The 13,375-nt window shown below is 65.5% G+C and carries 13 protein-coding genes; 9 read left to right on the top strand and 4 right to left on the bottom strand.

Annotated elements, in window-relative coordinates:
* Positions 1 to 2 precede the first annotated feature (2 nt).
* Together GGR13_RS00070 and tolQ are read right to left on the bottom strand one after the other, a co-directional pair.
* Positions 3 to 470: an ExbD/TolR family protein gene (locus GGR13_RS00070; protein WP_183211433.1), complete on the bottom strand. Its 468-nt coding sequence runs from the start codon at positions 468 to 470 to the stop codon at positions 3 to 5.
* A gap of 3 nt (positions 471 to 473) precedes the next feature.
* Positions 474 to 1,202, bottom strand: coding sequence for a protein TolQ (gene tolQ, locus GGR13_RS00065; RefSeq protein WP_183211432.1), 729 nt, complete (start codon positions 1,200 to 1,202; stop codon positions 474 to 476).
* 153 nt (positions 1,203 to 1,355) lie between these two features.
* Here tolQ and GGR13_RS00060 point away from each other — a divergent pair, with 153 nt between their 5' ends.
* The 6 genes from GGR13_RS00060 to GGR13_RS00035 all read left to right on the top strand — a co-directional run bounded on the left by GGR13_RS00060 (position 1,356) and on the right by GGR13_RS00035 (position 6,929).
* Positions 1,356 to 2,489, top strand: a complete 1,134-nt coding sequence (locus GGR13_RS00060; RefSeq protein ID WP_183211431.1) for a CobW family GTP-binding protein — start codon at positions 1,356 to 1,358, stop codon at positions 2,487 to 2,489.
* A 43-nt stretch (positions 2,490 to 2,532) separates the two neighbouring features.
* Positions 2,533 to 2,805 carry an AbrB/MazE/SpoVT family DNA-binding domain-containing protein gene (locus GGR13_RS00055; protein ID WP_183211430.1) on the top strand — a complete coding sequence of 91 codons (273 nt, stop codon included), beginning with the start codon at positions 2,533 to 2,535 and terminating at the stop codon, positions 2,803 to 2,805.
* Complete coding sequence (locus GGR13_RS00050; protein ID WP_183211429.1) at positions 2,802 to 3,212, top strand: PIN domain-containing protein; 411 nt, start codon at positions 2,802 to 2,804, stop codon at positions 3,210 to 3,212. Before GGR13_RS00055 ends, GGR13_RS00050 begins: the two co-directional genes overlap by 4 nt.
* Positions 3,209 to 4,186 (top strand): WD40 repeat domain-containing protein, encoded by a 978-nt coding sequence (locus GGR13_RS00045; protein ID WP_183211428.1) that lies wholly within the window; start codon positions 3,209 to 3,211, stop codon positions 4,184 to 4,186. The genes GGR13_RS00050 and GGR13_RS00045 overlap by 4 nt, the downstream gene beginning before the upstream one ends.
* Before the next feature lie 32 nt (positions 4,187 to 4,218).
* Positions 4,219 to 4,938 (top strand): monofunctional biosynthetic peptidoglycan transglycosylase, encoded by a 720-nt coding sequence (gene mtgA, locus GGR13_RS00040; RefSeq protein ID WP_183211427.1) that lies wholly within the window; start codon positions 4,219 to 4,221, stop codon positions 4,936 to 4,938.
* A gap of 107 nt (positions 4,939 to 5,045) precedes the next feature.
* Entirely contained in the window at positions 5,046 to 6,929 is a 1,884-nt protein-coding gene (locus GGR13_RS00035) for a TadE/TadG family type IV pilus assembly protein (protein ID WP_183211426.1), read from the top strand.
* Positions 6,930 to 7,005: 76 nt separating this feature from the next.
* Here the strand turns inward: GGR13_RS00035 and GGR13_RS00030 are convergent, their stop codons facing one another.
* Positions 7,006 to 7,917: an isopenicillin N synthase family dioxygenase gene (locus GGR13_RS00030; protein WP_183212234.1), complete on the bottom strand. Its 912-nt coding sequence runs from the start codon at positions 7,915 to 7,917 to the stop codon at positions 7,006 to 7,008.
* 246 nt (positions 7,918 to 8,163) lie between these two features.
* Between GGR13_RS00030 and GGR13_RS00025 the strand changes: the two genes are divergently transcribed.
* Positions 8,164 to 8,838, top strand: a complete 675-nt coding sequence (locus GGR13_RS00025; protein ID WP_183211425.1) for a YiaD family glycine zipper/OmpA-like lipoprotein — start codon at positions 8,164 to 8,166, stop codon at positions 8,836 to 8,838.
* 66 nt (positions 8,839 to 8,904) lie between these two features.
* Here GGR13_RS00025 and GGR13_RS00020 read toward each other — a convergent pair whose 3' ends face one another.
* Complete coding sequence (locus GGR13_RS00020; RefSeq protein ID WP_183211424.1) at positions 8,905 to 10,209, bottom strand: UDP-glucose dehydrogenase family protein; 1,305 nt, start codon at positions 10,207 to 10,209, stop codon at positions 8,905 to 8,907.
* 145 nt (positions 10,210 to 10,354) lie between these two features.
* Here GGR13_RS00020 and cysD point away from each other — a divergent pair, with 145 nt between their 5' ends.
* Both cysD and cysN read left to right on the top strand, forming a co-directional pair.
* Positions 10,355 to 11,278 carry a sulfate adenylyltransferase subunit CysD gene (cysD, locus tag GGR13_RS00015; protein WP_221230361.1) on the top strand — a complete coding sequence of 308 codons (924 nt, stop codon included), beginning with the start codon at positions 10,355 to 10,357 and terminating at the stop codon, positions 11,276 to 11,278.
* Positions 11,278 to 13,122, top strand: a complete 1,845-nt coding sequence (cysN, locus tag GGR13_RS00010) for a sulfate adenylyltransferase subunit CysN (protein ID WP_183211423.1) — start codon at positions 11,278 to 11,280, stop codon at positions 13,120 to 13,122. Before cysD ends, cysN begins: the two co-directional genes overlap by 1 nt.
* Positions 13,123 to 13,375: the final 253 nt, after the last annotated feature.

The following is a 13,375-nucleotide window of genomic DNA, read 5'->3' as shown; positions in this document are numbered from 1 at the left end:
GATCAGCCTGCCGTATCCGTCGCAGCCGTGTCGGTGATCAGGTTCAGCTTGGTGAAGCCGCCCGCCGACAGCCGCGCCATCACCCGCGCCACGGCCTGATAGGGAGCCCGGCCGTCGGCGCGAACGAACACGGCCCGTTCGGTGGCGGCCCCGCGTCCTCCGCTGGCGACGGTTGTCACCCGCGCGATCAGGGCGTCATAGGCGACCTCGTCCTGGTCCAGGAAGATGGCCCCGGCCTGGTCGATCGACACGGTGATCGGTTCGTTGTCGGTCTCGATCGCGCTGGCATCGGTCTTGGGCAGTTCGACCGGGACGCCGACGGTCAGTAGCGGAGCCGAGATCATGAAGATGATCAGCAGCACCAGCATGACGTCCACCAGTGGCGTGACATTGATCTCGCTCAGCGGTCGCTTGCGCGCCCGCCGACGGCCTCGCACATGACCGCCTCCGCCGCCTCCACCCATCGCCATGGCTCAGGGCTCCCGGCTGGCAGGCGCGGCGGGCGTCGTCGGAGTGCCGAGCCGCCGTGCGACGGCCGCCTGCAGGTCATCGGCAAAACTCTCCAGCCGCCCGGTGAACTTGCCCGCGTCGATCGAGAATTTGTTATAGGCCATATAGGCCGGAATGGCCGCGATCAGGCCGATGGCCGTGGCGAACAGGGCCTCGGCAATGGCCGGGGCCACAGTGGTCAGATTGGTGTTGCCGGCGCTGGCGATCGCGCCGAAGGCATTCATGATCCCCCAGACCGTGCCGAACAGGCCGATGAAGGGCGACGACGTCGCCACCACGGACAGCACACCCAGACCCTCCTCGATCCGCTGGCCTTCCCGGGCGATGATGGAGTCCAGCGAACGATCGATGCGCGAGACCAGCAGCTGGCTCTGGGTATCGGTCAGCGGTCCCGACCGCCGCGTCTCGCGCCAGTCCTGCAGCGCGAGGACCAGCATCCGGGGCAGGGCGTGGACCGGGTTGGGGCCCGCGGCCTGGGCGACCTCTTCAAGCGATCGGCCCGAACTGATCGCGGCCTCGAACCGGTCCGCCTCGCGGTTCATGGCGGTGAAGCGGACGGCCTTGTCGATGATCACGGCCCAGGACCACAGCGACGCGATGACCAGTCCGATCATCACGCTCTTGACCACCCAGTCCGCGGCCATGAACAGGGCGACCGGGTCCATCATCGATGTGTGGGCGGCGATGGTCATTCAGGCGAATCCTTTGGGCAGAGCAGCTTACCTCCCGTTCGAACGAGCGGTCGCGGCGTTTGTATGGCGTGAGGTGGGTCTAGCGGCGGAATGCGCGTCCGTCACGCCTGCCAGCCCTTCACTTTGCACCGTCGAGCCGCCATCTAGCGGCCCATGACCGATACTGTTGCCGCCAAGATCCCCGTCACCGTCCTCACCGGCTATCTGGGTGCGGGGAAGACCACATTGCTGAACCGGATCCTGACCGAGGATCACGGCAAGCGGTACGCCGTGATCGTCAACGAGTTCGGCGAGATCGGCATCGACAACGACCTGGTCGTCGGCGCCGACGAGGACGTGTTCGAGATGAACAACGGCTGCGTCTGCTGCACGGTGCGGGGCGACCTGATCCGCGTCGTCGCCGGTCTGATGAAGCGCCAGCGTCCCGGCAAGCCGGCCTTCGATGCCATCATCGTCGAAACGACCGGCCTGGCCGATCCCGGTCCCGTGGCCCAGACCTTCTTCGTCGACGACGACGTCAAGGCCAAGACCCGGCTCGACAGCGTGACCACCCTGGTCGATGCCCGACATGTCATGGCCCGGCTGGACGATAGTCGGGAAGCCCGCGAGCAGGTCGCCTTCGCCGACCGCATCATCCTGAACAAGACCGACCTGGCGACCGAGGCCGAACTGGTCGCGGTCGAACGGCGGCTGCGCGCGCTGAACCCTCTGGCCCCCATCACCCGCGCCGAACGGGCGAACGTGCCGCTGGACCAGGTGCTGGGGCTGGGCGGCTTTGATCTGGAGCGCATCCTCGACATCCATCCCGAGTTCGCCAACCCGGCACACGGCGAGGCCGGTCACGTTCACGACGAACACTGCGGCCATGACCACCATGACCACCATGACCATGGTCACAGCCACGATCACCACCACCACGATCACGGCAATCCAGACAATCCAGACACCGTTTCGGAGCCTGGAATCGGACCGCGGGGCCATGACCACGCCGACGACATCAAGGGCATCTCGCTCAGCCTCGACCGGCCGATGAACGGCGTGAAATTCACCGCCTGGCTCGACCAGCTCCTGGGTCAGCAGGGGCAGAACATCCTGCGCGCCAAGGGCATCATCGACGTCCAGGGCGAGGACCGTCGCCTGGTCTTCCAGGCCGTGCACATGATCCTCGAAGGGGACCTCCAGCGCTCCTGGGGCCCCGACGAACGCCGCTGGAGCCGCGCCGTCTTCATCGGCCGCGAACTGGACGAGGCCCAGCTGAGGGCCGGGTTCGAGGCCTGTGCGGCTTGAAGGTAAGGCATATTTGCCTTACACTCGTCCCGGGAGAACAGCGATGACCTTGTTGACAGTCACGGCCAAGAACCAGCTCACGCTTCGCAGCGAAGTGATGCGCCACCTTGGCCTGCGTCCCGGCGACAAGGTCGAGGTGGATATGCGTCCCGGGGGACGTGTCGAGCTGGTCGCGCCCCGGCGCAGCCGCGATATCTCCGAGCTGTATGGCTCCCTGAAGCGCCCGGGGCAGCCAGTCCTCACGATCGAGGAATTGAATGACGCCATTGCCGATGCCGGGGCGGCCGCAGGCATGGCGGGACTCGAAGACGAGTGAGGACGGCGTTCGACACCAACGTCCTCATTCGTTTCTTCGTTACAGACGACCCTGCCCAGTCCGAGATCGCTCGGCTTGAACTCGAAGGCGCCGAGAGGCTGATCCTTTCGATTACGGCCCTGTGCGAGTTCGTCTGGGTGCTGGGAAGACGTTACAAGGTCCCAAGGGCAGAGATCGCTGAGAAGCTTCGGATACTGATCGAGGTCGACAAGGCAGAGTTTGATCGCGGGGCCGTGGAAGCGGGCCTCGAGATCATGGATGCGGGAGGGGATTTTGCCGACGGCGTGATTGCGTTCCAGGCCCGGGACCAGGATGCAGAGCTTCTCGTGTCTTTCGATCGTGGGGCTGTGAAAAGATTGAAAACCCTGGGCCAGAACGCCCGACTGGCCGGGACAACGGACACATGACGTCGACGACCTTCACCTTCGACGCCCAGGTTACAGCGGCCCTGTTCGATGACACCGGCGCGGTCTTCACCCTCGGCGATGGTTCGGTCCGGTTCGAGGACGGTGTCTTCAGCGAGGTCCATGAGGGCGCCATCCTCTGCGCCACGCCCCATCCGTCCGGCGACGGGATCGTCACGGGCGGGGACGACGGCAAGGTGATCTGGAGCCGCCGCGATCAGGCCGGCCTTCTGGCGACGTCCGAGCGCGGCCAATGGATTGACGCCATTGATGCCTCGCCCGAGACCCGGCTGATCGCCTTTTCCCACGGCCGGACCCTGTCGGTCATCGATGCCACCGATGCCGATTTCCGCCGGGACTTCCAGCACGAGCGCACCGTTTCCGGCGTGGCCTTCGATCCCAAGGGTCGCCGCATTGCCACCTCGACCTATGGCGGGGCCGCGCTCTGGCTGGCGCGGATCAAGGACCAGAAGCCGACGAAACTGGCCTGGGCGGGGTCGCACACGGGGGTTCTTTTCAGCCCGGACGGAGCCTTTGTGGTGACCACCATGCAGGACCAGCAACTGCATGGCTGGCGGCTGAAGGATGCCAAGAACCTGCGCATGGGCGGCTATCCGTCCAAGGTCCGGTCCATGGCCTTCCTGAACAAGGGCCAGTTGCTGGCGACGTCGGGTGCGCAGGGGGCGGTGCTGTGGCCTTTCATCGGGGCCAATGGCCCGATGGGCCGTGAGGCGACGGAGATCGGTTATGACGAGGGCAGTCTGATCGCCCTGGTCGCAGCCCGCCCGGCCCATGGCGTGCTCGCCGCGGGGCTGAACGACGGCCGCGTCTGGCTGGCCGATCCGGCGGGGCAGGGACTGAATTTCCTCAAGGCCGAAAAGGGTGCGCCGATCGCCGCCCTTGCGCTGAGCCCGGACGGCCGCCGGGTCGCCTGGGCCGATGACGACGGCATGGCCGGGGTCGTCGGGCTGGATTGACCACAAGGGCTTCCGCTGCCTAATCCTGACCCATGGCCAGGCCGTCTCCCGATCCCGCACCCGCCGCACGCCCGCGCAAGCGGCGGGGTCGGCTGTTCCTCCTGGTGTTGCTGATCCTCGCGGCCGTGCCCATCGTCGGTGTTCTGGTCCACGCGGTGGTGCCGCCCCCCATGACGATCCTGATGGCGCAGCAGGCGATCAAGGGGCAGGGCCTCGATTACCGCTGGCGCAATCTCGATGCCATTTCGCCCAGCCTCGTCCGGGCCGTGATCGCGTCCGAGGACTCGACCTTCTGTTCCCATGGCGGATTCGACTTCAAGGCCATCGAGCAGGCGCTCGAGGCCAACAAACAGGGCGGGCGGGTGCGCGGTGGCTCAACCATCAGCCAGCAGACCGCCAAGAATGTCTTCCTCTGGCCAGGCCGCGACTGGGTTCGAAAGGGTTTCGAGGCCGGATATACGGTCCTGATCGAGGCCGTCTGGACCAAGCGCCGGATCGTCGAGGTCTATCTGAATGTCGCGGAATGGGCTCCCGGCGTCTACGGCGCCGAGGCCGCCTCCCGGCACTGGTTCGACAAGTCCGCCGCCGACCTGACCCCCCGGGAAGCCGCGCGGCTGGCGGCCATCCTGCCCAGCCCGAGGCGGTACAATGCCTCAAGCCCGGGTCCCTACGTTCGTCGCCGGGCCGGACGCGTGCAGGCGGCCGCGCGCGTCGTGGCCAACGAGGGTCTTGCCCGCTGCGTCACAGGCTGACCGTGGCTAACGCCGGTTAACTGTTTCCTTTCGGGCTTCCCTAACCGTGAGCCCGTAGCCTTTGCCATTGCGGGTCGTGCGGCCCGCATTTGTAGGCATGGAAAAGTATGGCGACGTTCTGGCGGACTCTCGAGATCGGGCAGGCCTTCGTTCGTTTCGGGCAGCGCTTTGCCGCTTCGCGCCGGGGCAATGTGGCGATCATCTTTGCGATCGTCATGCCGTGTCTGATCATGCTGACCGTCGGCGGTGTCGACCTCCACCGCGCCTCGACGGTCCGGGCGAATCTGCAGGATGCGCTGGATGCCGCAGGCCTGGCAGCCGCGCGGTCACAGTATGTGACGGATGAGGACCTCACGCGCGTTGGGCTCGCCGCGCTGAGAGCCAATCTCGCCGCCTATCCCCAGATCACCCTGCGCGAAGACCTGGTGACGTTTACCCTCGACAATGACAGCGTCGTGATTGCCGATGCGACGGTCGATGTGAGGGCTCTGGTCGCGAACATCGTCCTGCCGCCCTATGGACAGATCCTCGATGACACCTTGCCTGTGGCCTCCCATTCCGAGGTCAACCGGTCGTCCAAGAACATCGAGGTCTCGCTGGTCCTGGACGTGACGGGGTCGATGGCGGGGTCGCGTCTCGCCGCCCTGAAGACAGCGTCCGCTGACCTCGTCGAGCTTGTCGTCCAGGACGTCCAGACTCCCTACACGACGCGTATGGCCATCATCCCCTATTCGGTAGGGGTCAATCTGGGCTCGGACGCGACCGCGGCGCGCGGCTCGACCCTCGGCGCAACTCCGATCACCGATGCCTCCTGGGCTGTCGGCACGGCCAAGACGATCACAGGCGCGACGCGGGCCAATCCCGTCGTGATCACCGCCACCGCGCACGGTTTTGCCAACGACGACTATGTCTGGGTCCGGGGTGTCGGCGGGATGAGCCAGATCAATGACAAGGCCTTCCGCGTCGCGAACAAGACAGCGAACACCTTCCAGCTGCGAAGCACCAACGGAACGAGCTACACGGCCTATACCAGCGGTGGCACCGTGACCAAATGCCGGGTGTCGGACTGCTCGATCGTGATCACGTCCAACAATCACGGTCTGGCCGTGAACGACCCAGACAACGGTTTTCGTCAGGGGGCCTTTATCAGCGGTGTCGGTGGCATGACCAACATCAACAATACCTGGTTCCAGATTGGAAATGTGACCACCAACACCTTCTCGATCGGCGTGAACGGGGCAAGTTATCCCGCCTATACGTCCGGTGGTTCGGTCATCTGTGGCCGGAACGGCTGTCCGACGCGCTACTTCCGCTCGACGCAGAGCAGCCTGTACAAGACCTTCCCGATCACGACCTGCTCGACCGAAAGGATTGGATCCGAGGCCTATACCGATGCCTCGCCCGCGACGTCCCGCACCGGCCGGCTCTACTCTAACCCGGCGGGCACCAACCTATGCCCGGATGCCCAGATCCAGCCGCTGACCAGCGTCAAGTCGACCCTGACGGACCTCATCTACGATCTCGAGGCTGCAGGCTCGACGGCCGGACACATCGGCCTTGCATGGGGCTGGTACGCCTTGTCGCCGAGCTTCAACAGCCTGTGGAGCAGCAACGCGGCAAACCCCTATTCGACGGTTCAGACCATCAAGACCGTGATCATGATGACCGACGGCGAGTTCAACACCAACTACTGCTCTGGCGTCCTTGCGACCAATGCGTCCTTCGGCGGGAACGACCGGATTCAAAGCTGCAACGCTACCAACGGAACGCCGTATGTGCAGACGGCAGCCCTGTGTACGGCCATGAAGGCGCGCGGGATCATCATCTATACGGTTGGCTTCCAGATCGCCGCAGATGGAGCCGCCGCCCTGGCGCTTCGCGACTGCGCATCATCGCCCAGCAACGCCTTCATCTCGACGAGCGGTTCGGATCTTGCCGACGATTTTGCCGCCATCGGTCGCGACATCACCCGGTTGCGGATCTCGAAATAGGCGCTTCGAACGAAGAAAGGGGCCGACACACCTGTGTCGGCCCCTTCATCGATCCCGGATCGGCCCGAGGCCTGCTTCAGAGCAGGCGGATTTCCTTGAGGCGCTCGGTCAGGAAGTCCTCGGCCATGATGTCGCGTCCGGCGTAGCGGTCGGGATTGTCCGGTGTGATCGTCGACGGCAGTGTCCGGATCACGAAGTCCGGGTTGAAATGCAGGAAGAACGGCGTCGAGTAGCGCGCAAAGCCGCGCCGCTCCGGTGCCGGATTGACCACCCGGTGCGTGGTGGACGGCAGCACGTGATTGGTCAGCCGCTGCAGCATGTCGCCGATGTTGACGACCAGAGCGCCGGGCGGGGGAGCAATGTCCAGCCATTCCCCGTTGGCGTCCTTGAGCTGAAGGCCGGCCTCTTCGGCCCCCAGCAGCAGGGTGATGACGTTGATATCCTCGTGGGCTCCGGCCCGGACGCCCGGAGCGTCGGCCGGAACGGGCGGGTAGTGCAGCATCCTCAGGACACTGTTGCCCAGTTCGACCTTGTCCTCGAAATAGTCGTCGCCGAGATCCATGTAGCGGGCGATGGCCTTCAGGATCCGTCGACCCAGCGCGTCGAGCGCCTCGAACATCCCGTACAGGTGATCCTGAAACCCGGGAACTTCAGTCGGCCAGAGGTTGGCCCGCATGTAGCGGCCGTAGGCATGTCCGGCGGGCAGTTCGCGTCCGGTGTGCCAGAACTCCTTGAGATCGACGGCCTTGGCGTCCTTTGCTGCCTCGGTGCCAAAGGGCGTCAGACCACGCGCACCGCCGGTTCCCGGTTGATGATAGGCACGCTTGACGTCTTCCGGCAGGGCGAAGAAGGCCTTGGCGTCGTCGATGGCGGCCGTGATCACCGCTTCATCGAGCCCGTGATCAGAGACAACGGCAAAGCCGTACCGCGTGAAGGACCGGCCCAGATCATCGCTGAATCCCTGGAAGTCGCTCTCGTAGCGCACCATCGAGACCGGTGTGATCCCGCCTGCAGCGGCTGGCGTCTGGGAAGGTGAGGTCGTCAGGGTGTCGGTCACTGGGAATGCGTCCTTGGAATACTCGAGCGGCTTTCATATCCGCCTAGGCAGAGAATTGGGCATATCGGCGGCTGAACGCAACGATCCATGTTCGTTCAGGTCCGGGTCATATCGGAACCTTCACCATTGACCTACGTTCCGCGCTCGGGACCAAACACGACCAAAGGATTCACGACCATGCGCAAGAATTCCGCCATCACCGGTGTCGCCCTCGCCGCAATGCTGGGTGTCAGCGCCTGCCAGACTTACGACCCCTATTCGTCCACTCCGACCCGCAACAACACCGCCACAGGTGCGATTGCCGGTGGTCTGGGTGGTGCGCTTCTGGGCTATCTGACCAACACCTCGAACGGTGAGCAGGGTCGTCGCAACGCCCTCATCGGTGCGGGTGTCGGTGCGCTCGGCGGTGCCGCCGTCGGCTCCTACATGGACCGTCAGCAGCGGGCCATGGAAGCCGAACTGTCGGGTTCGGGTGTTGGCGTCGCCCGTCAGGGCGACAATCTGGTCCTTCGGATGCCGTCGGACGTGACCTTCGCGACCAACCAGTCGAACATCGAACCGCGCTTCGAGGCGACGCTGGCGGATGTTGCCGGGGTGCTGCGTCAGTACGATCGTTCGGTCGTCGACATCGTCGGCCACACCGACTCGTCCGGTGGGGATGCGATCAACCAGCCGCTGTCCGAGCGCCGGGCCATATCCGTTGCGGACGCCCTGATCCGTGAGGGCGTCATCCGTGAACGCCTGTTCGTCGCCGGGCGCAGTGCCAACGAGCCGGTCGCCTCCAACGCCACGGTGGAGGGCCGCGCCCAGAACCGTCGCGTCGAAATCCTGATCCGTCCGTTCACGGGCTGATCGGGTCGAGCGACACCCGACCAGACGACGAAGGGCGGCATTCCGGTGCCGCCCTTTTCCGTGCCTTCAGGCGCGGCCGATCGAGGCGTAGCGGAACCCGCGGGCGCGCATGTCGTCCGGGCGATAGACGTTGCGCAGATCGACCATCACCGGCCGCTTCAGCAGCAGCTTGACCCGATCCAGATCCAGGGCCCGGAACTGGTCCCACTCGGTCAGGATGACGACGACATCGGCCCCGGCGACCGCATCATAGGGTCCGTCCTTGAACACCACGCCGGGTAGCAGATGCGCCGCTTCCTTCATGCCCTCGGGGTCGAAGGCCTGAACCGTGGCCCCGGCCGCCATCAGCGCCGGCGCCACATCGAGCGACGGGGCATCTCGCATGTCATCGGTGTTGGGCTTGAACGTCAGGCCCAGCAGGGCGACGGTCTTGCCGGTCAGGTCCCCGTCCAGCGCCTTGACCACCCGATCGGCCATGGCCTTCTTGCGCGCGTCGTTGATGGACACGGTCGTCTCGACCAGGCGGACCGGCGATCCGGCGTCCGAGGCGGTGCGGACCAGGGCCAGGGTATCCTTCGGGAAGCACGACCCGCCGTAGCCGGGCCCGGCGTGCAGGAATTTCGAGCCGATCCTCTTGTCCAGACCGATGCCGCGCGCGACCTGCTGCACATCGGCGCCGACGGCTTCGCACAGATCGGCCATCTCGTTGATGAAGGTGATCTTCAGCGCGAGGAAGGCATTGGCCGCATATTTGATCAGTTCGGACGTCCGCCGGCCCGTGAACAGGATCGGCGTCTCGTTCAGGTTCAGGGGGCGGTAAAGCTCGGTCATGACGACCCGCGCGCGTTCGTCCTCGGTCCCGACCACGACACGGTCCGGCCGCTTGAAATCGCTGATGGCCGCACCCTCGCGCAGGAACTCGGGATTGGAGACGACCGCGAAATCGGCGTCGGGACGCAGGGCGCGGATGATCCGCTCGATCTCGTCCCCGGTGCCGACGGGCACGGTGGATTTCGTCACGACGACCGTGAAGCCGTCCAGCATGCCCGCGATCTCTTCCGCGACGGCATAGACATAGGACAGGTCGGCATGGCCATCGCCGCGCCGCGACGGTGTGCCGACGGCGATGAAGACAGCATCGGCTGCGGCCACGGCCTCCTGGCTTTCGGTCGCGAAGCTGAGGCGCCCGTCGCGGACATTGGCGGCGACCAGATCCTCGAGGCCGGGCTCGTAGATCGGCATGATGCCGTCATGCAGGCGCGCGATCTTGTCGGCGTCCTTGTCGACGCAGGTCACCTCATGGCCGAAATCGGCGAAACAGGCCCCGGATACCAGGCCGACATAGCCGGTTCCGATCATGGCGACGCGCATGGGTGATCCTCTTGCAAGCGAAGCGCCGGATTAGCCGCCGCGTGCCTCTTTGGCCAGTCCGGTGCCGGACGTGACGTTCAAAGCTAAACCGTGGGCGAAGCACCCCTCTCTTGTGAAAGGCCGCGTGGCCATGCGACGGAGCGGCATGAATGCCGCACCGTCCACGCCCGATCGCCTGAGCCATCTGCAGCGCCTCGAGGCGGAGAGTCTGCACATCTTTCGAGAGATGGCGGCGGAATGCGCGAAGCCTGTCCTTCTGTATTCGATCGGTAAGGACTCGGCCGTGCTGCTGCATCTGGCTCGCAAGGCCTTCTATCCGGCGCCGCCGCCGTTTCCGCTGATGCACATCGATACCACGTGGAAATTCCGCGACATGTATGCGCTGCGTGACCGGATGGCGGTCGAAAGCGGAATGGAACTGATCGTCCACACCAATCCCGAGGGCATCGCCCGGGGGATCAATCCCTTCGAGCACGGATCGGCCGTCCACACCGACGTCTGGAAAACGCAGGGCCTGCGTCAGGCGCTGGACCTGCACGGCTTCGATGCCGCGATCGGCGGGGCGCGTCGTGACGAGGAGGCGAGCCGGGCCAAGGAGCGGGTGTTCTCGTTTCGGGCAGCGGGGCACCGCTGGGATCCCCGCCGCCAGCGACCAGAACTCTGGAGCCTGTACAATGCGCGCGTGGCGGCCGGCGAGAGCCTGCGAGTCTTCCCGATGTCGAACTGGACCGAGGCCGATGTCTGGGACTACATCGCGGCCGAGGACATTCCGGTCGTGCCACTTTACTTTGCGGCCCCGCGACCGGTCGTCGAGCGATCCGGCACCCTCATCATGGTCGACGATGACCGTATGCCTCTGAACCCCGGCGAGGTGCCCCGGACTCTGATGGTCCGGTTCCGGACCCTCGGCTGCTATCCCCTGTCCGGTGCGGTCGAGAGCGAGGCGACGACGCTGGACGCCATCATCGCAGAGATGCGCGGGTCGCGATCGTCAGAGCGACAGGGGCGGCTGATCGACGCCGATCAGGTGGGCTCGATGGAGAAGAAGAAGACCGAGGGCTATTTCTGATGGACCAGCTGCGTTTCATCACCTGCGGCTCGGTCGACGATGGCAAGTCGACGCTGATCGGACGTCTGCTGCACGATGCGGGCGCCGTGCCCGACGACCAGATTGCGGCCATGACCCGGGACTCGGCCAGCCTCGGCAATGCCGGCGGTGGCACGGACTTCGCCTTGCTGGTCGATGGCCTCACCTCGGAACGCGAACAGGGCATCACCATCGATGTGGCCTATCGATATTTCTCGACGCCCCGCCGCAAATTCATCGTCGCCGACACGCCGGGCCACGAGCAGTACACCCGCAACATGGTCACGGGGGCCTCGACGGCGGATCTGGCCATCGTGCTGGTGGATGCCCGAAAGGGCGTGCTGACCCAGACGCGCCGGCATTCCTATCTGGTCTCTCTGCTGGGCCTGAAGACGGTCGTGCTGGCCGTGACCAAGATGGACCTCGTGGAATGGTCCCAGTCCACGTTCGAGCGCATCGTATCGGACTATCGGGCGTTCGCCGAAACGATCGGCCTGACGACGGTCATTGCCGTGCCCGTGTCCGGTGTGACGGGCGACAATATCGTGACCCTTGGAGAGAGCGCGCCCTGGTACCGGGGCGACAGTCTGCTTTCCGTCCTCGAAAGCGTCGATGTCGCCCACGAGACGACCGGGGCTGGATTCCACATGCCGGTCCAGTCCGTCATTCGGCCGGACCTCGATTTCCGGGGCTATGCGGGCCAGATCGTGTCGGGGGCCATCCACCCGGGCGACGCCGTGCGGATTTCGCCGTCCGGCCAGACGTCGCGTATTGCGCGGATCGCGACCTTCGACGGCGATCTCGATCGGGCGGTGGCCGGGCAGTCTGTGACCCTGGCGCTCAGCGACCACGTCGATGTGGCGCGTGGAGACGTGATCAGCGCTGCCGACCGGCCGCTGGAGGCCGCTGATCAGTTCGAGGCCACCATCGTGTGGATGGCGGATGCGCCGCTTCTGCCGGGTCGCGCCTATGACCTGAAGATCGGTGCCCGGACGGTCTCGGCCCGCATCACGGACATCCGTCACGAAGTGAATGTGAACACCCTCGAAAAGCTGGCGGCGCGGACTCTCGCGTCCAATGCGATCGGGGTCTGCCACTTGTCGCTGGGACAGGACATCGCCTTTGCCCCCTATCATCAGGACCGGACTCTGGGCGGGTTCATCCTGATCGACCGCGAGAGCCTGGCGACGGTCGGGGCCGGGATGATCCGCTTTGCCCTGCGCAGATCCCAGAACATCCATCGTCAGGCGCTGACGGTCGATCGGGCCGAGCGGGCCGGGGTCAAGGGGCAGAAGCCGGCCGTGGTCTGGTTCACCGGCCTGTCCGGTGCCGGTAAATCGACCATCGCCAATGCCGTCGAGGCCCTGCTGACGGCCGAGGGGCGGCATACTATCCTGATCGATGGGGACAATCTGCGGCACGGGCTGAGCCGCGACCTCGGGTTCACCGATGCCGACCGGGTCGAGAACATCCGTCGCGCCGCAGAGACGGCGCGGCTGATGACCGATGCTGGCCTGATCGTGCTGGTCTCCCTGATCTCGCCCTTCCGGGCCGATCGCCAGATGGCGCGCGAGCGCATGGTCGATGGCGAGTTCTTCGAAGGCTTCATCGATACGCCGCTGGCGGTGGTCGAGGCGCGGGACGTCAAGGGTCTGTATGCCAAGGCCCGCAGCGGGGCCCTGACGAATTTCACCGGCATCGACAGCCCCTATGAGGCCCCGACCCATCCGGACATTCACATTCGTGGGGACCTGACCTCGGTAGAGGATGCCGCGCGCCAGATCGTCGAGCATCTGCGTGCGGCCGGACGTCTCAGGGCGGATTGACCCTTAAACGAAAACCGCCGCCCGGGCTGGAAGCCTGGGCGGCGGTTGATCGGATCAGATTTCGAAGTCCGCAGGCGAGGGGAACCGGATGTCCGGTCCCCCTGGCCCTTGGGACTTAGAAGTTGATGTTGATCGTGGCGCGACGGTTCAGGGGCTCACGGACGCCATCGGCGGTGGCGCGGGCCAGCTGGGTTTCACCACGGCCGTCCAGCGAGATCACGCCGCCGGCGACGCCTTGAGCGACCAGGGCGTC

This window comes from Brevundimonas variabilis (assembly GCF_014199945.1).
Lineage (GTDB): Bacteria > Pseudomonadota > Alphaproteobacteria > Caulobacterales > Caulobacteraceae > Brevundimonas > Brevundimonas variabilis.
The sequence above is the reverse complement of the archived record's forward strand: the minus strand, read 5'-3'. Positions and strand labels throughout refer to the sequence as shown.